This is a genomic window from Natronocella acetinitrilica (assembly GCF_024170285.1).
Lineage (GTDB): Bacteria > Pseudomonadota > Gammaproteobacteria > Nitrococcales > Aquisalimonadaceae > Natronocella > Natronocella acetinitrilica.
Map to the genome: position 1 here is coordinate 34667 of NZ_JALJXV010000013.1, position 25705 is coordinate 60371.

Consider the following 25705-nt stretch of genomic DNA (forward strand, 5'->3'; position numbering starts at 1 on the left):
GCCGGAGGATCAATGACCATGGCTATCAAGATTGCAAAGAAAATCGTCGGTTACGAGGTGGTGAAAGAGGCGGCGGAACCCAAGCCCGCCGCCCCGCAGGAGGCCGCCAACGCGCCGGACATCGAGCACATGCACGAGCTGCTGGCACGCCCCGAGCAGCTTGAGGGCAGCACCTACAAGATCAAGACGCCGCTCTCCGAGCACGCGCTGTACGTCACCATCAACGACATCGTGCTGAACCCCGGCACGGAACACGAAGTGCGCCGCCCCTTCGAGATCTTCATCAACTCGAAGAACATGGACCACTTCCAGTGGATCGTCGCGCTCACGCGCATCGTCTCCGCCGTGTTCCGCAAGGGTGGGGATTGCACCTTCCTGGCCGAGGAGCTGCACTCGGTGTTCGACCCACGGGGCGGCTACTTCAAGCGGGGCGGGCGCTTCATGCCCAGCCTCGTGGCCGAGATCGGCGACGTCATCGACCAGCACCTGCGCAAGATCGGCATGATCGAGGCAGACGATCTGGACGAGCACCAGAAAGCCTTCATCGAAAAGAAAAAGGCCGAACTGCGGGGCGAAACCGAGTACGCCGAAGAAGCGGAAAACATGGAAGGCGACTACCCCGCCAACGCCCAGCTCTGCACCAAGTGCAACACCAAGGCCGTGGTGATGATGGACGGCTGCATGACCTGCCTGAGCTGCGGCGACAGCAAGTGCGGATGAGGTAGGGCACCGCATGGTAGTGAACAAAAACCCCGGTTCTCGCAAGGTGCCGGGGTTTTGTTTTTCAAGTCATATCCAGCGGGCGGCGCAAGGTCGCGCCCATGGTGGTGGGGTGGCGCTTGCCATGAAACAGAATGAACCGGCGAATCCACTGAAGATACGCCCGCTCGGTGCGGATGCTGTAGTGCTTGAAACGAACGCGGTCCAGGAGTCTCGGCGCCTGATCCATGGCGTACTTTCTCCCTGCGGTTCCCGATGTCTATCGTCCACAAAATCTACAGATGGTCGCTCTGAAGGACAAGCCGCACCGCATTACACACCAGAATCGGCGTGTTTCAACAAGCCATTATTGGTGTCTACGTTTAGTTAGCGGGACCAGATGGATCTACTGCAGCACGCAAAAGAGTCTTACACGCACGAGTTCGAGCGTCGGAACGAGCTGCGTCGGGCGCTAGGCTTACCCGTGAGCATTGCGGTGGTATTCGCCGGCGCCCAATTCTCCCTGTTTCGGGCGTTCCCGTGGGGATTCACCGAATCAGCGATAGAGATCGTCTTCGGCGTCACTTGGTCTGCGGCAGTGTTGTCATGGATTGCACTAGTCGTTTTCCTCATTTGGGGACATGTGGGGCATCCCTATGCTTATATTGCGACGCCGAGGGAGCTCCGTGATTACCGAAAAAAGCTTGCGGAGCACAATGATACTTCGATCTCCGACGAAAAAAGCAATGCCGAGTTGGAGCAGTTTCTAGAAGCCGAGTACGCGGATAATGCGCATCATACCTCGATCAAGAACGACAAGAAATCTGTATTCTTGCATAGAGCCAATCAAGCGCTAGTTGTCTCCTTGCTGTTTACACCATTATCAGGATCCATTGTCCTTGTAACAGACCTTTGCGAGTGACCGATGAGCGAAAAAGATAAAGACAAAAACAACACAAATCAATCACCCAACAAGAAACCGCGACCGGCGCCGCCACCGAGTCGTCTTATTAAGGACAACGAGCGGAAAAAAAAGAAGAAGAACCGCTAACAAGGCGGTGAACCGGACGCCGGTAAGCTCAGCGGCGCTTCGCGAGAAGCGTGGTGCCGGCGCCGGTTACCGCTGACGTTATGAGCACTGTTCGTGCATTGGAGGTACTAGGCGTTGTTAGGCCAAATTGACCGGTTCGAAGTGACTCGTGTCCATGGAATGAATGCGTTATGGAGCCTGTCGGACGCCTATCAGGCGTGGATAGAATACGACAAATGGAAAGCGAAATCTGACGCCGAGTCATGGGACGAGAAATGTAAAACAGCCGACTCAACTGGAACGCGAGTTTGGGCACTAGAATCGGCAATTTTCTCCAAGCTGACGCAGACGATTGTTCTTTACCAAGCGTCCATGGAAGCAATTCTGTCAAATGCGTTCGCGTCAAGTGGGACAGTCGCTGATGCTGTGGATGGGAACGGTTTTAAGAGAGACTGGGAGGCCGCGCTTCATGCGGTTGGGGAGAGCACTCAGGAGTTCATGAAGTACGAAAGCGATTTCTACAAAGAAATGCGGATCCCTTTAACTCATCTTCATCCGAATTCAGATGATAAATTGAACAAGATCCGCACAATTGATTTTCGGCGAGTGTACACAGGGGTGCGCTATGGCTGGTGGGCCCACATACGCCTTCTAAGGGGCTCAGGCTTAGGAACCGGGGAACTGTGCGCCAACTGGGAATATATTTGCAGCGGCGTACGCCTGCCGCCCGACCTTTATCCGGAATCATACCCGTAGTTGGCCGTATATATCATGGGAACTTCAGAGCGGGACCTTAATTTGGGAGCCGCTCATAACAAGTCGCTTAAGTTCGTTCCCGGCCTTGCGGCCACGCACCGGACGGCCCTGTCGGGCCGCCGCTTAGCTATTCGTTAGCGTTTCATCCGGGTTCGCCAGTATCCAGGCCGCCGGGAATGATGGGCGAAGGCGAGCACACTGATGAGATTGGGGGTAGGTAGAAGAATAATGTCATATGGAAACCGGCGCAGAATCAGGCGCCTGACTCCTTTCTCGCCCAGGGAACCGGGCATCGTGGAACCAGTCACCAGTCCGTCTTCGAGCAGGTCTATGGAAGCGCTGAAGTATTCACGCCGCTGCGTTACACACGGATTTTTCGTGATGCTAGGCGCGGCGCGCAGCGTCGTGGTGGTTCCACGACCAAGCGTCGCAACAACGCAGCGCGGGAAATCCGTGCGTAACCCCATGGGGCTCGGCCGGTTTTCGCCCATGGCGTTGTCGCAAGCCACCACAGGTAGAGCCACTACCTGCGGCACCTTATTCGTAGCCACGAACGAAAACCGGACTCGAGCGCAGCGGCGTCAATACTTCAGCGCTTCCCTAGAGGGGCGAAGTGTTTGATCTAAATGGAGCATGGAATGTTGTTGCTCAACCATGTGTCATTAACGGTGAAAAATCTCGATGTAAGTAATGAATTCGGAGGGCACTTATGCAAAGTGACAAGTCGAGTCTCAAGCGAGAACGACAACCCATGCCCGAGTTCGTAAAGCGTGCGTTGCTTGACAAGGGGCTCATGGGTGCCTACGACGAAAGGCCGCCGTATCAGAGGGATGACTACCTGCTCTGGATTAATGATGCAAAGAGGCAAGCGACCAAGCAAAGACGGTTGCGTCAGATGCTCGACGAGCTTGAAACCGGTGGTGTCTACATGAACATGAAGCATCCGACCTCAAGGAAAAGATAGCTGTACGGCCCTCACCGGGAACGCTTGCACGATAGTGCCATCAGCCGACGCTCGTCCGTCGTGCGGCTATGGCGGGCGTTGAGAGGCAAGCCTATGGAAATCGGTCAAAGGATGAGGTTGACCAGATCATCCGCTGGCTAACGGGCTATAGCCAGGCGGGCCTGGAGCAGCAAGTCGAAAGGCAGGTCGATTTTGGTTGGTGCCGGCATTGTCAACCCTGTTCCCGGCGGCGCTTCTGGTCTGGCTGGCTCGCTGCTTTGCGATTCGTTTCTGACGCGACTGCAGTGGAACTCATAACATCAAACTGAAGCCGACGGGCTTACGCCCGCGGTTCAGCTTTGCGTTGGGCTCGACAGCGTCTGTCCCTCCTCTCTCAATCGGTGCCGGTATGGATAGCCTACGGCTAGAGGTTACGCCGACTAATCACGCTTGCCGTTAATAACGCCTGGCGTTAATATTTCCTACATGATTTTATCGTTCAGGTGTGCGGACACGGAGGCCCTTGCAGACGGCCGGCGCGTCAAGCGCTTCGTGAGCATCGAGTCAGTCGCGCGTCGCAAGCTTCGCCAGTTGCAGATTGCCGGTCGGCTCGAAGACCTCCGCGTTCCGCCTGGCAACCGGCTCGAAGCGCTCAAGGGCGATCGGGCCGGGCAACACAGTATCCGCGTGAACGGACAATTCCGCGTTTGTTTTCGCTGGACGACGGCGGGCGCCGAGGATGTGGAGATCGTGGATTACCACTGAGGGAGTGGAAGCAATGCGTAAACTGGACCCTGTAACTCCTGGGGAGATGCTGCGCGAGGAGTTCCTGACGCCGATGGGCCTGTCGCAGTACCGCCTCGCCAAGGAGATCGATGTGCCAGCCCAGCGCATCGGCGAAATCGTGGCGGGCAAGCGCACCATCACTGCCGATACCGATCTGCGTCTTTGCCGATTTTTCGGGCTATCCAATGGATACTGGCTGCGGGCTCAAGCTGCTTACGACACGGAGGTGGCCGAGGAAGCCCTCTCCGAAACCCTTGCCAAGATCAGGCCTTGGCGGGAGTTGCAGTCTCGTCCCAATCACGGAGGCTAACCAGGCGGTCGCACGGACGCGGGAACACGTCGTGATTTTTCTCTAATGTCGGCAGCGGCGCCGTTCATCGCTGATGTTGGGCTGGCCGTCTTTGCGTGGAGCTCTAGCTTTTGGCCACTTTATCGGCTGCGCTGGACGCCCTTCGCAATGGCATCAATCAGCGTTTCTTGATGGTGCTGTAACGCTTGTCCGCCGACGCGGGCATACCAGGCGGCCAGGGGGTCATCCACCGCCGTGCGATGCGCTACCAGTTCTTCCAGCACGGCCAGCCCGCAGAAGGGTACATAGGTGGGCGAGTAGCCGCCTTCATGGCAGATCAACACGCGGCCATCGCAGTGCTTCGAGGCCAGTGCGGTGATCTGGCGCGTCATTTCGCGGTAGGTCTCGCTGTAGCAGAGCATGCGGCCAAGCGGGTCGCTCATCCCGGCGTCGAAGCCGCAGGCGATGATGATCAGCTCCGGCGCGAACTGATCGATGGCTGGAATGACGATGCGCTCGAAGGCGGCGACATAGGCCCCGTGTCCGCTGCCGGGCGGCAGTGGCACATTGATGTTGAAACCATGTCCGGAGCCTTCCCCCTTTTCTTCGCTTCCGCCACTGTCGACGGGGTAATAGCGGTCCTGATGCACGGAGATGGTCAGCACGTCCGGTGAATCATAGAAGGCGTCCTGCGTGCCGTTGCCGTGATGAACATCCCAGTCGATGACGGCGATCCGCTTGACCCCGTGCACGGCCTGGGCATGGTGGATGGCAATGACGGTATTACCGAACAGGCAGAACCCACGCCCACGGCCCGGCTCCGCATGATGGCCGCAGGGGCGCACCAGGGCGTAGGCCTTGTCCAAGCGGCCACTGAGCACGGCACTGGTCGCCTCCAGACAGCCGCCCACCGCCAGGCGGGCGATATCGAAGCCATTGGGGCCGAACACCGCGGCCTCTCCGGCGTCTCCGCCCCCGGCTTCGCTCAGGGCTCGAATCCGCTCGATGTAGTCCGGGGTATGGAAGTAGCCCAGTTCCGCTTCACTGGCCGCTCGGGCCGGTATGCGAACCAGGTGGTCCATCAGGCCACTGGCCTCGACCAGCGCGAACAGTCGCCGCTTGCTTTCCGGGCGATCGAAGGCGGGATAGGGTTCGGCCCACGGTGAGTTGGAGGCCCGGCCTGCGTCGTGCCAGGCATAGCGTTCATCCCAGACGATTCCGACACTCATGGATTCACCTTCGGGGCAGTCCTCATCAGGTGTTCCAGCCGGTTTTTCAGGCCGGTGGCCTGGGGCACACACTCCTGCAGCAGGAAGTTCTCGAACCATGTAGCGGTGAAGCGTTCCATGCCGGGCTCCTGTTGACGGGCGCACCTCCAAGTTTCCGGGTGGGGGCCAGGGGGCGTAAGATGGGAACGGGCCAATTCCTGTTCATTTATGCCGCTTTCCGCCATGAACGCTGAATCGCATCCGCGTAAGCATGTCAGTCTGGTGGTGACGCCTGAAGTCATGCTCGGCACGCTTGCCGGCCTTTATGATGTGTTCAATTGCTTCGGGGCGCTCGACTGGTTCGATCCTTCCCTGAGTCGGCACCCGCCATTCTGTGTGGAACTGGTGTCCGCGCGCGCCGCGCAGCTGCCCATAGCGGGTGGATTGGCGCTGTCGAGCACTCGGCCGGTGGATGAAGTGCCCAAGACCGACATGATCATCATTCCATCGTTCATGGTGCCGGGCGGTGAGTGGCAAACGGGCCGACATCCTGAGCTGGTCAACTGGCTGGAGCGGATGCACGACCAAGGTGCCGAGATGTGCTCGGCCTGCTCAGGGACCCTGCTGCTGGCCGAGACGGGCTTGCTGGATGGCCGCACCGCCACCATGCACTGGGCCTATGCGGAGACGTTCCGACGGAACTTCCCCGCCGTCGCCCTCAAGCTGGACAAGGTGCTGGTCACGGAAGGCGAGCGCGATCAGTTCGTTATGTCCGGCGCCGCGTCGTCCTGGCACGATCTGAGCCTATACCTGATCAGCCGTCATCTGGGCTCGTCGGTGGCCCAGGCCGTGGCCAAGTTTTTCGCCTTCGATTGCCACACCGATGGCATGGCGCCCTACAGCGTCTTTGTTCCGCCACTGAATCATGGCGATGCGGAGATTCGACAGGTTCAGGCATGGATTGCCGAGTACATGGCCTGCCAGCACCCCGTTGAGGAAATGATCCGGCAATCCAGACTTCCCGAGCGAAGCTTCAAGCGGCGGTTTCGCAACGCAACCGGTTACGCGCCGATCCGTTACGTGCAGGAACTGCGCATCAACGAGGCCAAACGGCTACTCGAGCAGAGCCATCGAGGAATCGACGACATCGCCCACGCGGTGGGCTACGAAGACTCCGCCTTCTTCTGGCGTTTGTTCAAGCGACAGGTTGGCGTAACGCCTGCGACGCATCGGCGCAAGTTCCAACTGCCGCACAGTCGATGAGAATGATGTGGAATAGTGGGAATGGCCCTGCAAGGCCATGCAGCCGATGCTCGCACCTCGCAGGGCTGATGGACCGCGTTCGGCACGCTTGGTGATGTGCTGCAAAATTCTTGCTTTATTGTCGATTCTTGAGCCCCCCATTCGACTCTCAGGTAGCACCACGAACGACCTGATAGGGGAATGGAGAGATGCTACTCAGCAACAAGAACGCCGTGATTTACGGGGCCGGCGGCGCGATTGGCCGCGTGGTTGCTCATGCGTTTGCCCGGGAAGGGGCAGTAATCTTTCTTGCCGGCCGTACCCTCTCGAAACTCGATGGCGTCGCGGAGGAGATTTCAGCTGCGGGCGGCATGGCCGAGACTGCGGTTGTCGATGCACTGGAGAAACAGGTCATAGAAGCCCACGCCGCCGCCATTGTCGGCAAGGTGGGACGCATTGATATCTCTTTCAACGCCATCAGCATGGACGACGTCCAGGGCATCCCGCTCGCCGAGATGTCGCAGGAAGATTTCGTCCGCCCGATCGATATTGCCGTGCGGTCGCAGTTCCTGACAGCCACCGCCGCGGCCCGGCATATGGCCAGGCAGGGGCGCGGCGTGATACTGATACTCACAGCGACACCTGCGCGCCTGGCCATTCCACATTGCGGCGGTTTCGGCGTGGCATGCGCGGCGTTGGAAGCATTGAGCCGACAACTTGCCGCCGAGGTCGGCCCCAACGGCGTGCGGGTGGTATGCCTGCGTTCGGCCGGCTCACCGGAATCGATCTCCGAGACGATGGATGTTCACGCTGCCGCTGGCAACATAGCGCGTGATGACTTCATCGCCTCGCTCGCGGAGATGACCGTGCTGAAGCGCTTACCCGCCCTGGCCGAGGTCGGCGACGTCGCAGCTCTCGTCGCATCAGACTATGCAAGCCCGATGACCGGGACAGTCGCAAACATGACCTGCGGCGCGATCGTAGACTAGAAACAGCGCCGCCCACCAATGGCATCAAGGAGAGCGTTCCATGCCTCCTATCATTACTGCCTATGAGGATCCGCCCGATCGGGGCCAAGGCCTGGCACGTGACATGCCCGTGCGTTGGGCGCTTGAAGAAGTCGGCCAGCCGTATGACGTTCGCCTTTTGTCGTTCAGTTCAATGAAAGAGGCGGCACATCCTGCGCTGAACCCTTTCGGGCAAATCCCAGTTTCGATGCAGCATATAGGGCGCGGACTAACGTTAAGGGGGTAGCTCATGCAGCACATTACCTCACCAGACGGTACGCGCGTTTCGTACGACGTATATGGCGCCGGGCCGCCCTTGGTGCTTGTGCATGGCAGCTTCAATGATCACAGAACGAACTGGGAGTTCGTAAAGCCATTCTTCGAGAAGCAGTTCACCGTGTACGCTCTCGCCCGCCGTGGCGGGACGGACGCGACCAAAGGCCATACTGTGGAAGACGAAAGCCGCGATGTCAGTGCGCTGATCGATTCGATCGAAGAACCTGTCTTCCTCCTTGGCCACTCCTATGGCGCGCAGGTCGCGCTCGGCGCGGCGGCCAACATTCTGGACCGCGTTCGCAAGTTGGTCCTTTACGAGCCTCCATGGCCAAGCACTATCCGCAGCGACACGCTTGCGCGGCTTGAGGAGCTGGCACAGGTAGGAAACTGGAATGAACTGCCAGCGACACTCTTCCAAGAAACATTCTCTATCCCAATGCAGGAACTGGAAGAGCTACGCGCCACTGAGCACTGGCCGCTTATCGTGGCTGATGCGGAGGCCTCTCTGGAACAGCTGCGCGCACTGAGCCGCTACATTTTCAGCGCCGAGCGATTTCACGGGCTTCACGTTCCGGTGTTGCTCCAGGTGGGTACCGAAAGTCCCCGCGATAAATTTGTCACCGATACCCTGGCAGCAGTCCTTCCTGATGCCAGAGTCGAAGCGTCACCCGGTCAAGCGCACGAGGGAATAACAATGGCACCAGAACAGTATGCCGCGTCGGTGTTTCGCTTCTTGGCCCCGTTGAAAGCATAATCGGTGGCTACGCCCAACAATAGCTTGAACCCGGTTGGCCTTTCCGCTGACGCTCCGAAGCCGGCGGGTTAAGCTAGTCGCCAAGCGGCACGGTGTCAGCGATCAAACGCTGTACCCGTGCCGCAATCGCAGCCGGCGATGCTGCACACCGGGCTCGTGGGCAGGCACCCGGACCGGTACGTATTTGCGAGCGGGCCCGCGCAGGGCGTTACGAGCTATTTTAATCGTGGCCGCGATGGCGCCGTAAGGGGGCTCCCTGTTCGGGCGTTGGCTACTGCTTGTTCGCAGGTAATGAGATGAAAGAAATCAGTGTCAATCGCGACCCCGTCGAACTGCGCAAGATGCTGGATTATCTTGGGGTTGCGGCTTTCGTGATTGATGTCGTGTCCGCCGACGAATTCCGTCTTGCCGCGAACAATGCCCGCCACGAAAAGCTGACCGGAATGAAGCTTGACGAGGTTGCCGGGCGCAGTTTGACGGAACTCCTCTCGCCCGAGATGGAAGCCAGGGTCAAAGCGAATTACCGTCGCTGCGTCACCAGCAAGGCTGCCACTGACTACCAGGAAGCACTGGATCTGCCAATTGGCCGAACATTCTGGCAAACCAGTCTCGTGCCCTTTATTGATGAGACTGGCCGGGTCACCCGCCTGCTGGGTACGGCCTACGAGATCAGCCACCAAGTGCATCTTGAACTGGAGTCCCGCTACCAATCGACCGTTATGAGCGCCTATCTGGACGAATCAACAGACGGCATTCTGGTCGTGGATGCCGATTGGCGGATCAAGACGTGGAATCGCCGTTTCCTGGAGATATGGAATATTCCCGAGGCAATCATGGATGCGCGGGACGGCGAGGCCGCGCTGCAGGCAGTGGCTGAGCAACTGGAGCATCCCGCCAGTTTTGTGCAGAGGATCAGAGAGCTTTGTGCCTCTCTGGGCGAAAAGGAAGATGGGGTCCATATCAGGATGACGGATGGCCGCGTGCTGGAGCGTTATTCACGGGGTCTGAATGGGCTGGAGGGAGACTACTGGGGGCGCATCTGGTTCTACCGTGATGTCACCGAGATGCAGCGCATGACCGATAAACTCCTGAACATGTCCCAGACGGATCCGCTCACGGGCATAGCCAACCGGCGGACGCTGATGGACGCCCTGGAGGAGGAGTACCGACGCGCGCGGCGCTATGGTCATGACCTCAGCGTGTTGATGCTTGATCTGGACCACTTCAAAAAGATCAACGATTCTTATGGTCACGCTGCCGGGGATGCCGTTCTCAAGGAATTCGCCAGCATCGTGATGCCGGAAATTCGAGCCAGTGACTGCTTTGCGCGGATGGGGGGCGAGGAGTTCGCCATACTGCTTCCCGAAAGCAGCCTGCACTCGGCCCGCCTTCTCGCCGACCGGCTTCGCAGCATCGTAGAGACCTTGGCCTGTGACAGCCCGCAAGGCCTGATCGGTGTTACCGTGAGTATCGGCGTATCGGTGCTACGCAATACTGACACGAGCCCGGAACATCTGGTCGGTCGCGCGGACCGGTGCCTTTACGCCGCCAAGGCCGAGGGCCGTAATCGTGTGCGTCCGAGGGGTGACATAGAAGACTGCGAAAACGTAGCGCCGGTTCCTGTCGGCGGTTCCAACTCCTTGGAAGCATGAGCCTCCGAAGCCTGGCTGGCTAGGGTTGACATGACGTCGATCAAGGTGCGCAAGGCGAGGGCGGCGTAATGTCCCCGGTACATCCTCCCGGGAGAGCTTTCAGATGAGCATAGGCGAGCACTGCACCCGCGACGTTGTGATTGTTGTCGGTGAAGAGTCACTGCGGACGGCCGCCCAATTGATGCGCCAGCATCATGTCGGTGCCCTGGTGGTTATCGACGAGCGGGACGGGGAGCGCTTCCCGGTTGGCGTCGTCACCGATCGCGATCTCGTGGTCGAGGTGATCGCGGCCGAGGTCGATGCCGACACGGTGGCCGTGCGAGACCTCGTGACCGGGCCACCAACGCTGGCTTACGATACCGACAGCCTTGCCGATGTCCTCCAAGTGATGCGGCAGCGAGCCGTTCGTCGGCTACCGGTGGTCAACGACGCTGGAATGCTCGTCGGGATCATCACCGTCGACGACGCGATCGGAATTGCCGCCGAGATGCTTGCCGACCTCAGCGCCGTGGTCGATCGCCAGCGCATTAGGGAGGCTCACCAACGCCCTTAGCCACAAAGGTTCGCGAGGCGGCAGGACATTCACGCGACAGCCCCGACAATGAAGCTGATTCTCAGCCGGAAGGGTTTCGATTCGACGGCAGGCGGCACCGCCAGCCCCATCTTCCCGGATGGCAGGATGGTCTCCCTTCCCATTCCGGACAATAGATCCACCATCCGCTATGGCGACATCCATTGCCAGGGAGAACCGTTAGGATCCCTCGTCACCCAACTCACGCGGGGGAAGATACACGCCGACCACCGGGCCCACCTCGACCCTGACCTCATGGAAACCTCCCTTGCCCGCCTTCCGGGCTGGCGGCCGTTGTTCGGCCAGGCTGGCGCGGCGCAAAGTCACCTGCGGAACCAGGGTGTTGGCGCGGGCGACGTCTTCCTGTTCTTCGGGCTGTTCAGGCCGGTCCGGCGTCGAGAAGATGGCTGGGCGTGGGTGCCTAACGCCCCATCGCGGCATGTCATCTGGGGCTGGATGCAGATCGCCGAGGTACTGCCTCTGGATGGCGGCGCGCCCAAAGGCTATGCATGGGCGCAATATCATCCACACTTCCAGTGGGAGAGCGGCGCCAACAATGTCGTTTACGTGGCATCGCCGACTCTGACACTCCATGGCGAAGACGCGGGCTTGCCGGGGGCCGGCACGTTCAAGCGATTTTGCCCCAGGCTCCAGCTCACGTCCCCCGCCGCCAGGGGAACCACGCCGTGGCTGTTGCCGGACTGGTTCTACCCGGTCCCGGGCCGGACGCCGCTGTCCTACCACGGCAAGGCGGAACGGTGGGAACGCCAGGGCGGCACTACGCGATTGGACGTCGTGAAGCGCGGCCAGGAGTTCGTGCTGCACATTGACGACTACCCGGAGGCAATCCCGTGGCTGCGGAACTTGGGTCAATGGGACTACAAAAACCTCGTGAAGCGTAAGGGGCGCTTGGAGAGATTGAAGTAGGCCAGAGTAGCCCTGAAATGTTCAGGAGATGCTGCCCGCATGGTGCTGTCTCGCGGAATACACGAGACAGCGCCCACGCGGCCCTCCCTCAGGCTGCCTGCTCGGCGGCCTCTCTGGTGTCGACCTTCTCCTCGGCCGGGTCGGGCGTCCGGATCAGGTGATCGAAGGCGCTGAGCGCGGCGGTGGAACCGGCACCCATGGCGATGACGATCTGCTTGTACGGCTCGGTGGTCACGTCACCGGCGGCGAACACACCCGGGATTGACGTGGCGCCGCGCTCGTCGATTTCGATCTCACCGAAGCGGCTCAGCTTGATGTCGCTGTCACGCAGCCATTCCGAGTTGGGGATCAGGCCGATCTGCACGAAAATACCGGCCACTTCCAGCAGGTGTGACTCGCCGGTGGCCCGGTGCGTGTAATGCAGCCCGGTGACCCGTTTGCCGTCGCCCACCACTTCCGTCGTCTGGGCGTTGCAGATGATGTCGATGTTGGACAGTGACTCAGCCTTGCGCTGCAGGACGTCATCCGCCTTGAGAGAGTCGGCAAACTCCAGCACGGTGACGTGCTCGACAATACCTGCGAGGTCGATGGCGGCCTCGATGCCGGAGTTGCCGCCGCCGATCACCGCCACCCGCTTGCCCTTGTAGAACGGGCCATCACAGTGTGGACAGTAGGCCACGCCCTTGTTGCGATACTCCTGTTCGCCGGGCACCGACAGCTCACGCCAGCGGGCACCGGTGGCCAGAATGACAGAGCGGCTGCGCAGCGTGGCCTCGCTGGCCAGATCCAGCTCGACATAGCCGCCTTCGCGGATGCCGACCGCCCGCTGATCGGTGATGATCTCCACGTCGTATTCCTTGACGTGCTGCTCCATCTGCGCGACCAGCTTTGGCCCTTCCGTGTAGGGCATCGAGATCATGTTCTCGATGCCCATGGTGTCGGACACCTGGCCGCCGAAGTTCTCGGATATCAGGCCCGTGCGAATGCCCTTGCGTGCCGCATAGATGGCTGCGGCCGCACCGGCCGGGCCGCCACCGACGATGAGCACGTCGTAGGGAGCCTTCTCCTTCAGCTTCTCGGCCTGACGCGCGGCGGCGCCATCGTCCAGCTTGCTGACGATCTCAGCCAGGCTCATGCGCCCGTTGCCAAAGGGCTTTCCGTTCAGAAAGACCGCCGGAACGCCCATGACCTCGCGGGCTTCCACTTCGTCCTGAAACAGGCCGCCGTCGATCATGGTGTGGCGGATGCGCGGGTTCAGCGTGGCCATCAGGTTCAGCGCCTGCACCACATCCGGGCAGTTCTGGCAGGACAGCGAGATAAAGGTCTCGAACTCGTAGTCGCCGTCAAGCTCGCGGATCTGGTCCAGCAGCGCCGGATCGGCCTTGGAGGGGTGGCCTCCCGTCTGCAGCAGGGCGAGCACCAGCGAGGTGAACTCGTGGCCCATGGGGATGCCGGCAAAGTGGACCCGCGGCGTTTCGCCGCGCTGCGCAACGCCCATGTTCGGCGAACGATCGCCGCTCACCTGCTTCACGCCGATGTGATCCGACAGGCTCGTGATTTCCTCGGCCAGGCCCAACAACTCCCGGCCCTTGTCAGTCTCACCTGGCGACACACTCAGTTCGATGGGGTGTGCGATGTGCGTGAGATAGCCGTCCAACTGCTTTTTGATGTTTGCATCAAGCATGACGTGTCCTCGGATTGCTGTGACCCGCAAACGATGAATCGGGCTGCCCGTGGGCAGCCCGATGGCACGGCAGGGGAAGAACCTAGATCTTGCCGACCAGGTCCAGCGACGGCGCCAGGGTTTCCTCGCCTTCTTCCCACTTGGCGGGGCAGACTTCGTTGGGGTTCGCACGGATGTACTGGGCTGCCTTGATCTTGCGCAGCAGTTCCGCAGCGTCACGGCCGATGCCGCCGGAGTTGATCTCGACGATCTGGATCTTGCCGTCCGGATCGATAACAAAAGTGCCGCGATCGGCGAGGCCGGCTTCTTCGATCATCACGTCGAAGTCGCGGGTGATGTTGCCGGAGGGGTCGGCGATCATCGGGTACTGGATCTTGTTGATCGTCTCCGAGGAGTCGTGCCACGCCTTGTGGGTGAAGTGGGTGTCGGTGGACACGGAGTAGATCTCCACGCCCCGCTTCTGAAATTCGTCGTAGTGATCCGCCAGATCACCCAATTCCGTCGGGCAGACAAAGGTGAAATCCGCCGGGTAGAAGAACATGACCGACCACTTGCCCTTCAGGTCGTCGCTGGAAACCTGAATGAACTCACCATTATGGTAGGCGGTGGCAGTGAACGGCTTGACCTCGGTATTGATGTAGCTGGCCATGGACGATGCTCCAATAGATATGAATTTTAAGACCCAAAATTTTTTGCACCGCACAATACTAGCCGGAGGGACGAATATCCCGAAATTGGATTTATCTTGCTTGTCGATAGCTTTTATCGATCAATGTCTGCTGGGGTGCTTGATGAAAACCAATCATTGATTCCTGGCACGAGAACGCAGCCCCCCGGACTGCGGCCGTGCGGGAGATCAGTGAGCCAGTCAACGCAAAGACGGGCCAGCCAGCGTCCGCGACGTATGATGAAGCTTGGGCAACCCCGGCTTGTGCGCCGCGCCATCCCGAGATGGGCAGATCCGTGTCGATTGAGGCCCGCCTCGCCCGACTCTTTGGTGTTGGCCGTGCACGTGCATGGCCCGAAGCCAAGCGGAGGAGCCCCATGACAACGACTGCAAGGAATACCGTCTGCCTGTGGTACGACGGCGCCGCCGAGGAGGCAGCTCACTTCTACGCCGAGACCTTTCCGGAATCGTCAGTTGGCGCAATCTACCGCGCGCCCGGAGACTACCCCGCCGGCACCAAGGGGGATGTGCTCACCGTGGAGTTCGTGGTCCTGGGCATCCCGTGCCTTGGGCTCAATGGTGGGTCCGCGTTCACCCACAGCGAGGCTTTCTCGTTCCAGGTGGCCACGGCCAGCCAGGAAGAGACGGATCGCTACTGGAACGCGATTGTCGGCAACGGCGGCGAGGAGAGTGTGTGCGGCTGGTGCAAGGACAAGTGGGGGTTGTCCTGGCAGATCACGCCGATTGCCCTAACGAAAGCCATCTCCGACCCTGACCCGGCTGCAGCAAAGCGCGCATTTGATGCCATGATGCAGATGAGAAAGATCGACATTGCCGCAATCGAGGCGGCCGTCCGCGGATGAGCGGGGGAGTGCCTTGGCAACAGTGTGCCGTGGGAGTTCGTGATGCCTGTGGACATTCGCCACCTGACGCCAGACGATATTGGTTTGATGCACGCGCTGCTGACGATGTTTGGCGAGGTGTTCAACGAGCCGCACACCTACATCGAGCAGCGGCCGGGCGATGACTACCTGCGGCAGTTGCTCGGCAGCGGCACCTTCATTGCACTGGTGGCGATGGACGGCAGCGCGGTTGTTGGCGGGCTTGCGGCCTACGAACTCAGGAAGTTTGAGCAGGCGCGCAGCGAAATCTATATTTATGATCTCGCAGTATCAGCCCGCTATCGCCGACGGGGAATCGCCACTGCGCTGATTGAAGCGCTGAAGGCAGTTGCCGCCAAGCGTGGGGCCTACGTGATCTTCGTTCAGGCCGACACCGGCGTTGAGGACGAGCCCTCCATCGCCCTCTACAGCAAGCTTGGAAGACGCGAAGAGGTTCTGCACTTCGACATCCCGATCAACCCTGGTGAAGCTGACAAGCAAGGAGGTCACACATGAAGGGTTCCTGTCTTTGCGGGGCAATTGAAGTTTCGGCGGGGGAGCATGCCAGGATCGATGTCTGCCACTGCAACATGTGCAGGCGGTGGGGAGGCGGCCCCATGCTCGCGGTGCACTGCGGCCCGGAGGTCACGTTCACCGGCACGCAGCAGCCAGCCAGCTATCGGTCGTCGGATTGGGCGGAGCGGGGGTTCTGCCCAACCTGCGGAACCCACCTCTTCTATCACTTGCTACCGGCCAACGAGTACATACTACCCGCCGGCCTTTTCGAGCCCGGTTCCGGTTTCGTCATGAACAGCCAGATCTTTATCGACCAGAAGCCGGGCTATTACGATTTCGCGAATCAGACGCCAACCATGACCGGCGAGCAGGTCTTCGCGCAGTTCACCAAAGGCGATGACCAGTAGAAAGGCGTGGGATATCTCCCGTCATTAGAATGGCAAGCCGTTCTGGCAATGGGTCGTGTTCGCCCGGGATGGCGGTGATGCAATGGTGCTGGCCTCCAGAAAAGCCGTGATAGTGAATGTACGCACGGATTTCGGGCGGTTAAAGCCCAAGTGGTACATTACGACAAATAATTGAGGTTGTGCGATCAGGCTGATGTTTCAGCATATAGGGGGGCACCTTAAGTAAGCGCTCCCTGGCGGGTGCGACGCTCCCCCTTGAATAACACATCCATGAGAAGAGATGGCATGAACGCGAGACCCCCAATCGTTATTTCGTCGCTGGACGCCGAGCGGCTGAAGGTGCTGCTTGATTCGGTGCCCGCGGAATCCGTTCCTGGGAAGGAGGAGCTTGAAGCCGAACTGGACCGCGCGGAGATCGTGGATCCCAAGGACGTCCCGCCAACGGTGATTACGATGAACTCCACGGTGAAGTTTCGCGTGGAATCTTCCTCGCGGGAGTTCACCCTGACCCTGGTTTATCGCAAGGGCCTGGACGCGGGCGATGACAAGATCTCGATTCTTACGCCCATCGGCAGCGCCCTGCTTGGGTTGTCCGTTGGCGACTCGATTGAGTGGCCGAAGCCAGGTGGTGGAATGCTTCGCGTGTCTGTGGTGGATGTGCTCTACCAGCCGGAAAGGGCAGGCGAGCTGCACCGCTGAGGCTGGCACTTCCCCAGGCCGGGTCCTTCGCTGCTGCGATTGCCCGTAGTGCAAGTAGCATGATGCGCTCGATCCCCATTCATGGAGGATGTTGCCGTGCCCCACGCCGAGCGTCGCCGCCTGTCCATGGTCGAGGTGCGGTCTCACTATACCTTCGATGGCCCGACTGGCCGGGTGAGCCTGCTTGATCTCTTCGAAGGGCGCCGACAGTAAAGTTCGTTCTTTACACTTTCTCGGCTTCTATTTCGATTACATCGACTTCGATCGGATCGACGAACTCTAGTGGCTGACCCTCTTCGTCGACGAGCTGCTGGTCGTAAGCCGCCTGCAGGCCGGTCTGTTCGGCCGGCTCCGCCAGTTCGGCCTGTGCTTCGGGCTCAGGGTCAATGTAGCGCGGATACAGTGGCGACAGGAGCGCGACCAGGATGCCGACAGCGGAAAACATGGCAAACGCATCGGCATAGCCGAATTCACCTACCAGCAAGCCGACAATGGGCGAGCCTGCCGCCTGCCCCAGGGCGACGGCCATGAACGGCAGCACAGGGCCCACGGACAACCGTCCTGGCAACAGTCGGATTGCGGTCAGAAGGTACAGCCCCGTCAGGCTCATGTAGGCAAGGCCGAATACCAGCGCGGAGTAGGCTGCCAGCAGCAGCTGACCGGGGCTCGCGGCGAGCAATGCCAGACTTGCTGCCAGCATGATCAGCATCAAGGCGTGGGTGATGGGCGGGTTATTGCGATCGGCCAGGTCGCTCACCACGGCGCCCCCGAGGCCGGCGATGCCCACCGCGAGCCACAGCAATGCGGTCTGGCTGGACGGCAGGGCGCCGAGGGTTACCGCTAGATCGGGCGCGAAAATCCAGTACGGCGCAGAGATGAAGCCCATCGCGAAGGCAAACAACGAGAGCCGGGAGAGACGCCACCATTGCAATGCCGTGATTCGCGGCGGGGGCGCTGCGTTCGACGGGATGATCCGCGACACCGAGGGGATGAAGAACCACGCAGCGATGATCCCGACGCCTGCCAAAACGGCAAAGGACAAGTAAGCGAGACGCCACGCGTCGGCCAGAAACAGGACTGTCGGCACGGCCACGATCACGCCGATGCTGGTGCCCGCGTTCATGACGGAGCTCACGCGTCCGTGCACTGCCCGGTCTACAAGCACCTGCATTGCGGCTGTCAGTGCCGGCATCATCAAGCCGGTGCAGATGCCGCATGCGAACACGCCGAAGCCAAGCGCTAGCGGGCCTGGGGCCTGGCTGATCAGCGTCAGGCCGACGGCACCGAAGCCGCCAGCAAGCATCGCCGTGTTGCGTGCACCGAGGCGGTCGGCCAGGAATGGGGCAACCAGCACAGCCAGTACGAAACTGATCAGCGGAAGCGCGCCGATGATGCCGATTTCGTAAGACGTCAGTTCCAACTCGGCGCGAATGGGCGGGACGAACAGCCCGAATGCGAAGCGCGCTAGTCCGTAGCTGATCGCGATCAGCGCTGCGCCGAATAGCGCAAATCCGATGCTGGAAAGCGTCTTCATGCAGGCCTCCCGGGTCGCGTGCGGATTGCGCGTAGCGGCTGCTATCCGCAGTGCCGGCATGATGGAGGTCACCTTCGGAGTCTGTCAATTTCGTGATCCGTTCCAGCGTTCGGATGGCCGCGCGGGGTATTCTGTCCTCTGCGCGCGAATCGAAGCAGGAGGCTTCATGATTGATCGCAGAATTTCCAGGGACGTCCGCCCTCGCGCTAATCGGTTCGGTTACCTGGCCTTCATGCTGGTCATGGCGCTCGCGATGAGCGCCTGCGGCGCCTTCAGCGACGCCGACGACAAGGTCTTTTCGTCAAACTGGCGCCAGCCGGAACCGGTCGAACAGCTCTTTCTCGCCCTGGCGACCGATATCTGGTCTGAAAAGCCGTGCTATCTCATTCACCCGGACAGCATGCGAGTGGCTGGCTTCAACAGTCGCGGCACGCAGGTTTCGTATCTGCGCAGCACCTGTTTCCGTGATGTGGCCGAGGCAACAAACAATCCTGCGCTGTGTGACAAGGTCCGAAGCGTCAGCACGTTTTTCCTGTCCGGTGCCAGTCTTGGCACGCAGGGATGTCTCAGCTCCATCTCCGGCCATTCGGCGGTGTCCCGCAATCTCGATATGACGGCCATACTCGAGCTCGCGGATTATGACGCTGCACGTGTCAACACGCTGCTGGTCGAGGTCGGACGTCTTTCGAGTACCGAGCGTGCCGCCTATTTTCGTGACAACCACCCCGGGATCTTCTGGAACGAGGTCAGGCAGTACGTGATCGCGTCTCCGGTGTTCTTCGATGCAATCGACACACTGCCGGGCTTTGCCAGCCAACAGGACTTGCAAGCGATGCAGAACGTCGCCTGGCGACCCCGCTGAGGAGGAGAAACGTCAGTTAGTGGAGGGGGCGTCGAATCTGTCGGCAAGCCAGGCGTTGATGGCATCTGATTCGTACATCCACTCCTGCTGGCCGTCTTCATGGTGGATCAGCAGACAGGGCACCTTGACCTTGCCGCCACCGGCCTCAAGCGCCGCTCGGTGAGCGCTGTCGTTGCGCGCATCGCGCATTTCCACGGTAGTCAGGCCCAGGCGGGCCATCTCCTTGCGCACCTTCATGCAGAAGGGACACGCCTGAAACTGATAGAGAACGAGCTGTTTGCCCGCCTTGTCAAGCTCTGCCTGTTCTGTCGGAGCGCGGTCTATGGGCTTGGGCGTGGTGAGTTTCTCATAGCCCAGTATGACCGGCGTGAGCACTGCTCGGACGCCGCGGAAGAAATAACGAATCGCGATCTTCAAGGTTGTTCGCCTCGTCGTCGGGGAATTGAGCAACCAGGATATCAAGTATGGCGCGGTTGCTCAGGGTATACCGCCAAGTACATTGTAAGCTTTGCGCTTCGATGTGCGGCCAGTTGTGGGTGGAGCCATGCAGCGGGAAACCACGATTTTCCTTGTCAACGGCGATCGCCTTTTCCGCGAGGCTATGGGGGCGCTGGTCGCGTCGTGGCCGGGTTATTCGCTTGTGGGCGAAGCCGCCAACGTCAATGATGCACGTACGGCATTGGATGCGATAGATGTCGACGTCGTGCTGCTCGAAATCGATCTTCCCGGCGAGTCAGGCTTCTCGCTCTTGCAACACCTGGCGAACGGTCATTGCACCGAGCGTGTGGCTGTTCTCACCCGTGAACTGCATCCGGACTACATACGGGAGGCCTTGCGGCTGGGTGCCTGTGGATACCTCTCTCATGGTGCCGGTTCGGAGCAGATGCGAACTGCCTTGTGCGCGATTGGTGAGGGCAGGACAGTGATGGATCCGCTCGCGTGCAAGGCGCTGGCGGAAGACCCGATACGCGACTGTGTTACCGATCGGGAGTGTCAGGTGTTGGCGCTGATCGCGGAAGGTGCCTGTAATGCGGAAATTGCTCAGCGTCTTGGCATCACGGAGAAGACCGTGAAAACCCACGTGAGCAGTCTGCTGGACAAGCTGGGCATGTCGAGCCGGGTTCACCTGGCTGTGTACGCTCAGGCCACCTCACTGCTCGAACCGCCCCTCGCGGAGCAGCGCGCCAGCCCCGACGGTTAGTCCCGCCAACACGCAGGGTGGTTTTCTGCATCGGTCTTTGGACCGATGTGTCGACGTTATGGATCCTTCACGCTCCTCCTCGCTACAGCCCGATCGGGGCTGATCGATTGAATTCCATGCGCTACGCGAGGGGGTTCCCGTGTTCTTGTTATTCGGGTTGTTGACTGCGATCAGTTTCGGGGTCGCCGACTTTCTTGCTGGGCTGGTGGGGCGAAAGATGGCCCCGCTGACTTTGGTTTTGTACTCGCAGTCCATTGGCGCTGTGGTCATTACCATAGTCGCGATCTCCCTCGGTGGTCGCCCAAGCGTTGCCGAACTTGCCTGGGGTGGTGCGGCAGGTGTCGTTCTCGGGCTGGGCTTCATTCTCTACTATCGTGCGCTTGCCAACGGCAAGATGGGCATCATCGCGGCCGTCACAGGCGTATGGACGGCGGCGGCGCCGTTTGCGATTGGCTTATCGCTGGGTGAACGGCCCTCGACAATCGCTCTCATTGGAATCGCGCTGGTTGTGGTTGCAATCGCCTTGGTGAGCGGCGGCGCAAAGTCCGTAGAGCAAGGGCCGGCGGAGCAGGGCGGCCGGCGTGGGGGGCGTTCTCCTGGCCGTCGATTTCAGCGCGGATTCCTGGCCTGTGATAGCGGTATCTTCCAGGCCACTGTGGCCGGCCTTTGGTTGGGCCTGTTCTTTGTGTTCCTGGATCAGCCACAGTCCGGCAGCCCGCTGTGGCCGGCAACGGCCGCCACCGTGGCATCGGCGCTTGTTGTGGGTGTCCTGGTCCCGGCGCTGCGGCCACGCCTTCGAGTAGACTTGAGGAGTCTGTGGGTCGTGGGCATTGTCGGTCTGTGCCAGACGCTTGGTACGCTCACCTTTGTGATCGCTGCACGCGAAGGCATGTTGTCGGTTGTCGCCGTGGCCGGTGCGTTGACACCTGTGCCAACCGCAATCCTGGCCTTTCTCATTCTTCGTGAACGGGCCACGCTGTTGCAGCTGGCGGGGATAGCCGCCGCTCTGGCCGGTATCGTGATGATGATGCAAGCCTGACACGGGCATTTGCGCTCTTGCGGCCGGAAAGCGGCAAGAGCGCGTTCCTCAGTCGGGCTCAGCCCAACGCTGCGAGGGCGTTATTCACCAGCTCCCGCCAGTCGTTGCCAGATAGGCGCTGGTGCCCCGCATCGCCGGTAAACGCACTGGAAATCACCACGTCTGGTGACAGGGTGCGCAACATCTGCAGGCTGCTCCGCAGCTGTGAACGATCGCTGTATCCATCAATCATTCCGGCTCGCCATTCGCCGCGCTTGGCCCGATACAGGGTGTCCCCGGTGAAGAGGTAGCGCAATCCACCCTGGCCGACAACCTGAAAGCAGGTGCTGCCGGGGGTATGGCCGGGGCTCGGGATGATTTCCACGCCATCGGGCCGCGGGCCAGGTTCACCGAACAGCAGGTCCGGTTCGCAGAATTCGGCCGCCATCTCACGCTCGCTCTTGTGGATGCCCAGTCGTGCTCCAAAGCGCTCGCGGATCGTCTGTAGCGAACTGCCCACTTCATCCTGATGGCTCAGCAGTTGCCAGGCGAGACCACCCAATTCCTCGATCGCCGGCCATGCACTGGGGCGGCTGGTGTTATAGAACAGGATGTTTCCCTGTGGACGAGTGAACAGGTAGGCATGTGTGGTTAGCCCGGGGAATGGATGTTCAGTCTCGGTTTCCCAAAGATCCGGCAGTATCGGTTGCATGATGCGAGCTCCTTTTCCGCTTAGCGACTTGCCAGCATTCGTGGATGAGTGTGCGACCTCAAGTAAACTTGAGGTCAAGCGTTATTGGGTCGCAATAGGCAGGTGTTACGAGTCACGGAATCGGCAATGGAGAGCGAGAGATGCCGGAATCAACCAAGAGAATCCGTCAGCGGGCTGCGCTCAGTGTGGGCGATGTGGCAAGGCGCAGTGGCGTTGCCGTGTCCACCATTCACTTTTATGAAAAGCAGGGGCTGATACAGGGTTGGCGCAACAGTGGTAATCAACGACGCTTTCATCGCGACGTGCTACGTCGGATCGCGGTCATCAAGGTGGCTCAGCGATTGGGACTACCGCTAACGGCAATCTCTGAAGCACTGGCGACGCTGCCTACCGGGCGGACAGTCACCGCAGCGGACTGGCAGCGACTCTCCGCCACCTGGCACGATGAACTGAGCAACCGCATCACCCTGCTGACCCAACTGAGGGATCAACTAGGTGAGTGTATCGGCTGCGGCTGCTTGTCGCTGGAGGCATGCCAATTGCGTAACCCCGATGACAGACTCGCCCGCAAAGGCCCGGGTGCCCATTTGTGTTAATCGCCTTCTGTGTCCTGCGCTCTTACTTTGGTGTGTGCCTGCACTGACTGTGCCGGAACTAAGGCGCCCGGGTAAACTGAGAGTCGCATTGTCGGTGACTTTATTAACGTCGTGTGCCGTTCGCCGGTCGGCCCGGCCGGCATTTTTGCTGGCGATCCGAACCCGGCGGATTAAGCTGAAGGTGAGGCCGCATATCAGATGGCCATCTGCATCAACGCCGGGAGATTACCATGCCTGCCACAGCCCCGATCACCGACGCGAACCCCACTGTTGCTGAAATGGAAGCGCGCGTCGCCCGCTTCGGGAAACTCACGCCCACGAACGACTATGTCGATGCCGGTATTCCTGGCTGCGAACGAACAACCTATCGAGTGCTTGGTAACCAACCCGACGCACCCCTCCAGGCAGAGAGCTTCCACATGAGCCTGGTGCGCTGTGAACCCGGCAAGGCCGCACCACTGCACAACCATTTAACGCAGGAAGTGTTCGTCGCCCTGACAGGTCGATGGGAAGTATTCTGGGGGCCGGAAGGGCAACGAAGCCTGATACTGGAGCCCTGGGATACCGTGTCGATTCCTCCTGGCGTCTCCCGTGGGTTCAGGAACGTGTCCTCCGAGGTCAGCTACCTCATGGGCATGGCCAGTGGCCACGACCCGGGTAACATTAACTGGCCAGAAGCAGTGCGTTCGGCGGCCAGAGCAGCTGGCGTTGTGCTTCCTGATGCGAAGTCGTAGTGTCGGTCGGCGGCTGGCGCGTAGCTTTTCACCCGGACACCAGTTTGTGTTCCAGGAAGAACCGCAGCATCTCTGCTGACGCATCCGGTCCGCGACCATCGGTGTAGGTGCCGCTGGCGCTGCCACCCGACCAGGCGTGTCCTGCGCCATGGATCAACCAGTGTTCTGCCATCACCTTGCCCGCCGGATCCCGAAAGCTGGACTGGGTGTAGGTATGGCCGTTTGGCACCTGACCATGCTGTCTGCGCACGTCGAGAGCGGCGTCTGCCCCGTTTTCTGAATGTCCGCTGGATCGATGCGTACCCCAGTGCTCCGACACCGTATCGCTTTCGCCGGGGCGCACAGTGTGGTCCTGGTCGCCATGGAACATGATGTTGGGCACGAATGGCCTGCCAGGCCTTGCCGTCCGGCTCGTGGCTCCTTGCCGAAGTCCGAATGTAACGGTGCTGCCGTGCATGGCGGCGAAAGCCGATGGCAGATCGTGAGCGTTGGAATAGTCGGGTCCGGAATGTATGCCTACCGCTGCGAAAAGATCGGGGTAGGTGGCACCCATGATCGCGGCCATGGAGCCACCAGACGACAGACCTGCGACGTAGATCCGGCGTGAGTCCACAGCGTAGACCCTGGCTATCTCACGGGTGATACCGGCGATGACGGCGGGTTCGCCCTGGTCGCGCTGCTGGTCCGAGGGCTTGAACCAGTTCCAGCATCTGGAGATGTTCGCGCTCTGGTTCTGGGCGGGATAGGCCACCAGGCACGGCGTCGTCTCGGCCAAATGGTTCATGCGCGTGCCGGCGGCGAAATCGTCGGGGCTCTGTGTGCAGCCATGGAGCATGATCACCAGCGGCAGGGGTTGCTCGCGGTAGGCGGTGGGCACGTAGAGTTTGTAGTTCAGGGAGCCCCCCTTGTTGGAGAAAGTCCTCGCCAGGAATCGGCCCGGGGCCGGCGCTTCCTGGGGCTTCTGTCGCGGACTGGCCGGCCGCGCGCGAAACGCACAAGGCCCGTCTTTGCGGCCATGCGGTCGCCTGGACCCGTTGGAGCCCACCACATGAAAGCTGCCTTCGATGACATCTTCCTCGCGCCTTGCTGTCGAGTGCCCGGGGGCTGAGCGGCGAGTCTCGGTCGCGTATTCACTGGTGCTGCCGCCGCTTGTCGGCGCGGGATTTCCATTCAGGGCGCGCTGGATCATGGCGGTGGCTTCGGCCAGCTGGCCGGCGTTGGTCAGGCGGGTTGCTTCAAGCATCACTGCGTGCAATGTCTGGTTCATGGGTGTGTTCTCTTGTCCGTGACGTTATCGAATGCGGCCCGCAAGAGCGGCCTTGACCGCTGGGCTGGCCTGCAGGGCGCCGAGTACGTGGATTGACTCAATGGTGGCCAGAGCGAGTTCGGGTGGCACATCCTTGTCGATGCTGGCCAGGCCCAGGACGTGAATGTGCAGGGTCTGGCCAGCGGCCTGAAGCGCTTCCAGATCCTGGCGGCTGTATCGCTGCAGACCGAGCACGAAGGACTTGCGGGCCACCGTTTGCTGAATCACATCGGCATGCTTCGCCAACTGGTTGCGGATGGCGGTGCGAATCAGGTCGGTACGGTTGGAGTAGAAACCCTCCTGCACGAGCAGATCCACCTGGCCCAGATCCACCACCCCCAGGTTGATGGTGATTTTCTCGCTGTCCAGTGCCTTGGCTCTAGTGTCTTGCATACTTTTCACCATCTATCACCATCTAAAGGGAATCCAATTACCATCTGTATGGATGGTAAAACGATAGGCTCAATTGGGGGATATGTCACGCGCCAATGCACTGCCATTGAAAGCCGGGTGTTCGGCGTGAGGCGAGCGTGACGGGCGACGAGCAAGGAATCCGACCAGGCAACCTCCGGCCGTTTGACTGCAATTGTCGTACTGATCTTGATGACGCTGACGAAGAGGAAGCGCAAGAGGCGATCACCGAAGGCACATCCGCGGCCGACTGAGGTGTTAGAGAATCGTTGGGCAGGTCACTGTTGGAGGGGTGGAAGCGCGGCTCCATCAAGTTCGGTGTCGCACAGAAAGAAAC

At 60.4% G+C, this 25705-nt stretch carries 33 protein-coding genes; 23 read left to right on the forward strand and 10 right to left on the reverse strand.

The features are described from left to right. Positions 1-18: 18 nt before the first annotated feature. Positions 19-720, forward strand: coding sequence for a TSCPD domain-containing protein (locus J2T57_RS20775; protein ID WP_253484959.1), 702 nt, complete (start codon positions 19-21; stop codon positions 718-720). 64 nt (positions 721-784) lie between these two features. Here J2T57_RS20775 and J2T57_RS20780 read toward each other — a convergent pair whose 3' ends face one another. Continuing rightward, the gene (locus tag J2T57_RS20780) at positions 785-949 is read right to left on the reverse strand and encodes a phage integrase N-terminal SAM-like domain-containing protein (protein ID WP_301289604.1); all 165 of its coding nucleotides are present in this window, start codon (positions 947-949) and stop codon (positions 785-787) included. 150 nt (positions 950-1099) lie between these two features. Here J2T57_RS20780 and J2T57_RS20785 point away from each other — a divergent pair, with 150 nt between their 5' ends. The 6 genes from J2T57_RS20785 (at position 1100) to J2T57_RS20810 (ending at position 4524) form a co-directional block, all read left to right on the forward strand. Further along, on the forward strand, positions 1100-1621 hold the full coding sequence (locus J2T57_RS20785; RefSeq protein WP_253484962.1) for a hypothetical protein: 522 nt from the start codon (positions 1100-1102) through the stop codon (positions 1619-1621). A 243-nt stretch (positions 1622-1864) separates the two neighbouring features. Continuing rightward, positions 1865-2485: a hypothetical protein gene (locus J2T57_RS20790; protein WP_253484965.1), complete on the forward strand. Its 621-nt coding sequence runs from the start codon at positions 1865-1867 to the stop codon at positions 2483-2485. A 751-nt stretch (positions 2486-3236) separates the two neighbouring features. Further along, positions 3237-3449: a YdeI/OmpD-associated family protein gene (locus J2T57_RS20795; protein WP_253484968.1), complete on the forward strand. Its 213-nt coding sequence runs from the start codon at positions 3237-3239 to the stop codon at positions 3447-3449. Positions 3450-3517: 68 nt separating this feature from the next. Continuing rightward, positions 3518-3757 (forward strand): DUF2200 family protein, encoded by a 240-nt coding sequence (locus J2T57_RS20800; protein WP_253484970.1) that lies wholly within the window; start codon positions 3518-3520, stop codon positions 3755-3757. Positions 3758-3914: 157 nt separating this feature from the next. Continuing rightward, on the forward strand, positions 3915-4193 hold the full coding sequence (locus J2T57_RS20805; RefSeq protein WP_253484986.1) for a type II toxin-antitoxin system RelE/ParE family toxin: 279 nt from the start codon (positions 3915-3917) through the stop codon (positions 4191-4193). Between the two features lie 13 nt (positions 4194-4206). After that, positions 4207-4524 (forward strand): HigA family addiction module antitoxin, encoded by a 318-nt coding sequence (locus tag J2T57_RS20810; RefSeq protein WP_253484989.1) that lies wholly within the window; start codon positions 4207-4209, stop codon positions 4522-4524. Positions 4525-4643: 119 nt separating this feature from the next. On the opposite strand, the gene J2T57_RS20815 is transcribed toward J2T57_RS20810, so the two are convergent. Beyond that, positions 4644-5732 (reverse strand): class II histone deacetylase, encoded by a 1089-nt coding sequence (locus tag J2T57_RS20815; protein ID WP_253484992.1) that lies wholly within the window; start codon positions 5730-5732, stop codon positions 4644-4646. Further along, positions 5729-5851: a hypothetical protein gene (locus tag J2T57_RS22305; RefSeq protein WP_301289605.1), complete on the reverse strand. Its 123-nt coding sequence runs from the start codon at positions 5849-5851 to the stop codon at positions 5729-5731. The genes J2T57_RS20815 and J2T57_RS22305 overlap by 4 nt, the downstream gene beginning before the upstream one ends. 103 nt (positions 5852-5954) lie before the next feature. Here J2T57_RS22305 and J2T57_RS20820 point away from each other — a divergent pair, with 103 nt between their 5' ends. From J2T57_RS20820 to J2T57_RS20845, 6 genes are all read left to right on the forward strand, one after another. After that, a complete protein-coding gene (locus J2T57_RS20820) occupies positions 5955-6974 on the forward strand; it encodes a GlxA family transcriptional regulator (protein WP_253484995.1) in 1020 nt (339 codons plus the stop codon). 188 nt (positions 6975-7162) lie between these two features. Continuing rightward, a complete protein-coding gene (locus tag J2T57_RS20825; protein WP_253484998.1) occupies positions 7163-7942 on the forward strand; it encodes an SDR family NAD(P)-dependent oxidoreductase in 780 nt (259 codons plus the stop codon). 268 nt (positions 7943-8210) lie between these two features. Further along, positions 8211-8990 (forward strand): alpha/beta fold hydrolase, encoded by a 780-nt coding sequence (locus J2T57_RS20830; protein ID WP_253485001.1) that lies wholly within the window; start codon positions 8211-8213, stop codon positions 8988-8990. 296 nt (positions 8991-9286) lie between these two features. Then, the gene (locus tag J2T57_RS20835) at positions 9287-10642 is read left to right on the forward strand and encodes a sensor domain-containing diguanylate cyclase (protein WP_253485004.1); all 1356 of its coding nucleotides are present in this window, start codon (positions 9287-9289) and stop codon (positions 10640-10642) included. 103 nt (positions 10643-10745) lie between these two features. Then, complete coding sequence (locus tag J2T57_RS20840; RefSeq protein ID WP_253485006.1) at positions 10746-11195, forward strand: CBS domain-containing protein; 450 nt, start codon at positions 10746-10748, stop codon at positions 11193-11195. Positions 11196-11243: 48 nt separating this feature from the next. Then, positions 11244-12140 carry an Nmad3 family putative nucleotide modification protein gene (locus tag J2T57_RS20845; protein WP_253485009.1) on the forward strand — a complete coding sequence of 299 codons (897 nt, stop codon included), beginning with the start codon at positions 11244-11246 and terminating at the stop codon, positions 12138-12140. 88 nt (positions 12141-12228) lie between these two features. Here the strand turns inward: J2T57_RS20845 and ahpF are convergent, their stop codons facing one another. Further along, the gene (gene ahpF / locus J2T57_RS20850) at positions 12229-13824 is read right to left on the reverse strand and encodes an alkyl hydroperoxide reductase subunit F (protein WP_253485012.1); all 1596 of its coding nucleotides are present in this window, start codon (positions 13822-13824) and stop codon (positions 12229-12231) included. 82 nt (positions 13825-13906) lie between these two features. Beyond that, positions 13907-14473, reverse strand: coding sequence for an alkyl hydroperoxide reductase subunit C (ahpC, locus tag J2T57_RS20855; RefSeq protein ID WP_253485015.1), 567 nt, complete (start codon positions 14471-14473; stop codon positions 13907-13909). A 395-nt stretch (positions 14474-14868) separates the two neighbouring features. Between ahpC and J2T57_RS20860 the strand changes: the two genes are divergently transcribed. The 5 genes from J2T57_RS20860 to J2T57_RS20880 all read left to right on the forward strand — a co-directional run bounded on the left by J2T57_RS20860 (position 14869) and on the right by J2T57_RS20880 (position 17207). Next, positions 14869-15354 (forward strand): VOC family protein, encoded by a 486-nt coding sequence (locus J2T57_RS20860; protein ID WP_253485017.1) that lies wholly within the window; start codon positions 14869-14871, stop codon positions 15352-15354. Positions 15355-15396: 42 nt separating this feature from the next. After that, entirely contained in the window at positions 15397-15888 is a 492-nt protein-coding gene (locus J2T57_RS20865) for an AAC(3)-I family aminoglycoside N-acetyltransferase (protein WP_253485020.1), read from the forward strand. After that, positions 15885-16295, forward strand: a complete 411-nt coding sequence (locus J2T57_RS20870) for a GFA family protein (RefSeq protein WP_301289606.1) — start codon at positions 15885-15887, stop codon at positions 16293-16295. The genes J2T57_RS20865 and J2T57_RS20870 overlap by 4 nt, the downstream gene beginning before the upstream one ends. Positions 16296-16580: 285 nt before the next feature. Further along, positions 16581-16994, forward strand: coding sequence for a nucleoside diphosphate kinase regulator (rnk, locus tag J2T57_RS20875; RefSeq protein WP_253485035.1), 414 nt, complete (start codon positions 16581-16583; stop codon positions 16992-16994). 81 nt (positions 16995-17075) lie between these two features. Then, the gene (locus J2T57_RS20880) at positions 17076-17207 is read left to right on the forward strand and encodes a DUF899 family protein (RefSeq protein WP_253485037.1); all 132 of its coding nucleotides are present in this window, start codon (positions 17076-17078) and stop codon (positions 17205-17207) included. 10 nt (positions 17208-17217) lie between these two features. On the opposite strand, the gene J2T57_RS20885 is transcribed toward J2T57_RS20880, so the two are convergent. Further along, a complete protein-coding gene (locus J2T57_RS20885) occupies positions 17218-18528 on the reverse strand; it encodes an MFS transporter (protein WP_253485040.1) in 1311 nt (436 codons plus the stop codon). On the opposite strand from J2T57_RS20885, the gene J2T57_RS20890 reads away from it, so the two are divergent. Next, positions 18509-19390, forward strand: a complete 882-nt coding sequence (locus J2T57_RS20890) for a hypothetical protein (protein ID WP_253485043.1) — start codon at positions 18509-18511, stop codon at positions 19388-19390. The two genes, J2T57_RS20885 and J2T57_RS20890, sit on opposite strands and share 20 nt — an antisense overlap. 12 nt (positions 19391-19402) lie before the next feature. Here J2T57_RS20890 and J2T57_RS20895 read toward each other — a convergent pair whose 3' ends face one another. Continuing rightward, positions 19403-19807: a glutaredoxin family protein gene (locus J2T57_RS20895; protein WP_253485046.1), complete on the reverse strand. Its 405-nt coding sequence runs from the start codon at positions 19805-19807 to the stop codon at positions 19403-19405. Positions 19808-19934: 127 nt separating this feature from the next. Between J2T57_RS20895 and J2T57_RS20900 the strand changes: the two genes are divergently transcribed. Together J2T57_RS20900 and J2T57_RS20905 are read left to right on the forward strand one after the other, a co-directional pair. Beyond that, complete coding sequence (locus J2T57_RS20900; protein ID WP_253485049.1) at positions 19935-20591, forward strand: LuxR C-terminal-related transcriptional regulator; 657 nt, start codon at positions 19935-19937, stop codon at positions 20589-20591. A 139-nt stretch (positions 20592-20730) separates the two neighbouring features. Beyond that, a complete protein-coding gene (locus J2T57_RS20905; RefSeq protein ID WP_253485052.1) occupies positions 20731-21630 on the forward strand; it encodes an EamA family transporter in 900 nt (299 codons plus the stop codon). A 58-nt stretch (positions 21631-21688) separates the two neighbouring features. Here J2T57_RS20905 and J2T57_RS20910 read toward each other — a convergent pair whose 3' ends face one another. Continuing rightward, positions 21689-22321 (reverse strand): MBL fold metallo-hydrolase, encoded by a 633-nt coding sequence (locus J2T57_RS20910; protein WP_253485056.1) that lies wholly within the window; start codon positions 22319-22321, stop codon positions 21689-21691. Positions 22322-22461: 140 nt separating this feature from the next. Here J2T57_RS20910 and soxR point away from each other — a divergent pair, with 140 nt between their 5' ends. Beyond that, positions 22462-22917, forward strand: coding sequence for a redox-sensitive transcriptional activator SoxR (gene soxR / locus J2T57_RS20915; RefSeq protein WP_253485060.1), 456 nt, complete (start codon positions 22462-22464; stop codon positions 22915-22917). Between the two features lie 230 nt (positions 22918-23147). Continuing rightward, positions 23148-23651 carry a cupin domain-containing protein gene (locus J2T57_RS20920; protein WP_253485063.1) on the forward strand — a complete coding sequence of 168 codons (504 nt, stop codon included), beginning with the start codon at positions 23148-23150 and terminating at the stop codon, positions 23649-23651. A gap of 28 nt (positions 23652-23679) precedes the next feature. On the opposite strand, the gene J2T57_RS20925 is transcribed toward J2T57_RS20920, so the two are convergent. Both J2T57_RS20925 and J2T57_RS20930 read right to left on the reverse strand, forming a co-directional pair. Then, positions 23680-24918: an extracellular catalytic domain type 1 short-chain-length polyhydroxyalkanoate depolymerase gene (locus tag J2T57_RS20925; protein ID WP_253485066.1), complete on the reverse strand. Its 1239-nt coding sequence runs from the start codon at positions 24916-24918 to the stop codon at positions 23680-23682. Between the two features lie 24 nt (positions 24919-24942). Further along, positions 24943-25350: a CopG family transcriptional regulator gene (locus tag J2T57_RS20930; RefSeq protein ID WP_253485069.1), complete on the reverse strand. Its 408-nt coding sequence runs from the start codon at positions 25348-25350 to the stop codon at positions 24943-24945. Positions 25351-25705 lie beyond the last annotated feature (355 nt).

What these genes read in the sequence shown, in the direction of transcription:
- J2T57_RS20775 (WP_253484959.1), top strand. Translation starts at nt 19, where the DNA reads ATGGCTATCAAGATTGCAAAGAAAATCGTCGGTTACGAGGTGGTGAAA.
- J2T57_RS20780 (WP_301289604.1), bottom strand. Translation starts at nt 949, where the DNA reads ATGGATCAGGCGCCGAGACTCCTGGACCGCGTTCGTTTCAAGCACTAC.
- J2T57_RS20785 (WP_253484962.1), top strand. Translation starts at nt 1,100, where the DNA reads ATGGATCTACTGCAGCACGCAAAAGAGTCTTACACGCACGAGTTCGAG.
- J2T57_RS20795 (WP_253484968.1), top strand. Translation starts at nt 3,237, where the DNA reads ATGCCCGAGTTCGTAAAGCGTGCGTTGCTTGACAAGGGGCTCATGGGT.
- J2T57_RS20800 (WP_253484970.1), top strand. Translation starts at nt 3,518, where the DNA reads ATGGCGGGCGTTGAGAGGCAAGCCTATGGAAATCGGTCAAAGGATGAG.
- J2T57_RS20805 (WP_253484986.1), top strand. Translation starts at nt 3,915, where the DNA reads ATGATTTTATCGTTCAGGTGTGCGGACACGGAGGCCCTTGCAGACGGC.
- J2T57_RS20810 (WP_253484989.1), top strand. Translation starts at nt 4,207, where the DNA reads ATGCGTAAACTGGACCCTGTAACTCCTGGGGAGATGCTGCGCGAGGAG.
- J2T57_RS20815 (WP_253484992.1), bottom strand. Translation starts at nt 5,732, where the DNA reads ATGAGTGTCGGAATCGTCTGGGATGAACGCTATGCCTGGCACGACGCA.
- J2T57_RS22305 (WP_301289605.1), bottom strand. Translation starts at nt 5,851, where the DNA reads ATGGAACGCTTCACCGCTACATGGTTCGAGAACTTCCTGCTGCAGGAG.
- J2T57_RS20820 (WP_253484995.1), top strand. Translation starts at nt 5,955, where the DNA reads ATGAACGCTGAATCGCATCCGCGTAAGCATGTCAGTCTGGTGGTGACG.
- J2T57_RS20825 (WP_253484998.1), top strand. Translation starts at nt 7,163, where the DNA reads ATGCTACTCAGCAACAAGAACGCCGTGATTTACGGGGCCGGCGGCGCG.
- J2T57_RS20830 (WP_253485001.1), top strand. Translation starts at nt 8,211, where the DNA reads ATGCAGCACATTACCTCACCAGACGGTACGCGCGTTTCGTACGACGTA.
- J2T57_RS20835 (WP_253485004.1), top strand. Translation starts at nt 9,287, where the DNA reads ATGAAAGAAATCAGTGTCAATCGCGACCCCGTCGAACTGCGCAAGATG.
- J2T57_RS20840 (WP_253485006.1), top strand. Translation starts at nt 10,746, where the DNA reads ATGAGCATAGGCGAGCACTGCACCCGCGACGTTGTGATTGTTGTCGGT.
- J2T57_RS20845 (WP_253485009.1), top strand. Translation starts at nt 11,244, where the DNA reads ATGAAGCTGATTCTCAGCCGGAAGGGTTTCGATTCGACGGCAGGCGGC.
- ahpF (WP_253485012.1), bottom strand. Translation starts at nt 13,824, where the DNA reads ATGCTTGATGCAAACATCAAAAAGCAGTTGGACGGCTATCTCACGCAC.
- ahpC (WP_253485015.1), bottom strand. Translation starts at nt 14,473, where the DNA reads ATGGCCAGCTACATCAATACCGAGGTCAAGCCGTTCACTGCCACCGCC.
- J2T57_RS20860 (WP_253485017.1), top strand. Translation starts at nt 14,869, where the DNA reads ATGACAACGACTGCAAGGAATACCGTCTGCCTGTGGTACGACGGCGCC.
- J2T57_RS20865 (WP_253485020.1), top strand. Translation starts at nt 15,397, where the DNA reads ATGCCTGTGGACATTCGCCACCTGACGCCAGACGATATTGGTTTGATG.
- J2T57_RS20870 (WP_301289606.1), top strand. Translation starts at nt 15,885, where the DNA reads ATGAAGGGTTCCTGTCTTTGCGGGGCAATTGAAGTTTCGGCGGGGGAG.
- rnk (WP_253485035.1), top strand. Translation starts at nt 16,581, where the DNA reads ATGAACGCGAGACCCCCAATCGTTATTTCGTCGCTGGACGCCGAGCGG.
- J2T57_RS20880 (WP_253485037.1), top strand. Translation starts at nt 17,076, where the DNA reads ATGGAGGATGTTGCCGTGCCCCACGCCGAGCGTCGCCGCCTGTCCATG.
- J2T57_RS20890 (WP_253485043.1), top strand. Translation starts at nt 18,509, where the DNA reads ATGCTGGAAAGCGTCTTCATGCAGGCCTCCCGGGTCGCGTGCGGATTG.
- J2T57_RS20885 (WP_253485040.1), bottom strand. Translation starts at nt 18,528, where the DNA reads ATGAAGACGCTTTCCAGCATCGGATTTGCGCTATTCGGCGCAGCGCTG.
- J2T57_RS20900 (WP_253485049.1), top strand. Translation starts at nt 19,935, where the DNA reads ATGCAGCGGGAAACCACGATTTTCCTTGTCAACGGCGATCGCCTTTTC.
- J2T57_RS20910 (WP_253485056.1), bottom strand. Translation starts at nt 22,321, where the DNA reads ATGCAACCGATACTGCCGGATCTTTGGGAAACCGAGACTGAACATCCA.
- soxR (WP_253485060.1), top strand. Translation starts at nt 22,462, where the DNA reads ATGCCGGAATCAACCAAGAGAATCCGTCAGCGGGCTGCGCTCAGTGTG.
- J2T57_RS20920 (WP_253485063.1), top strand. Translation starts at nt 23,148, where the DNA reads ATGCCTGCCACAGCCCCGATCACCGACGCGAACCCCACTGTTGCTGAA.
- J2T57_RS20925 (WP_253485066.1), bottom strand. Translation starts at nt 24,918, where the DNA reads ATGAACCAGACATTGCACGCAGTGATGCTTGAAGCAACCCGCCTGACC.
- J2T57_RS20930 (WP_253485069.1), bottom strand. Translation starts at nt 25,350, where the DNA reads ATGCAAGACACTAGAGCCAAGGCACTGGACAGCGAGAAAATCACCATC.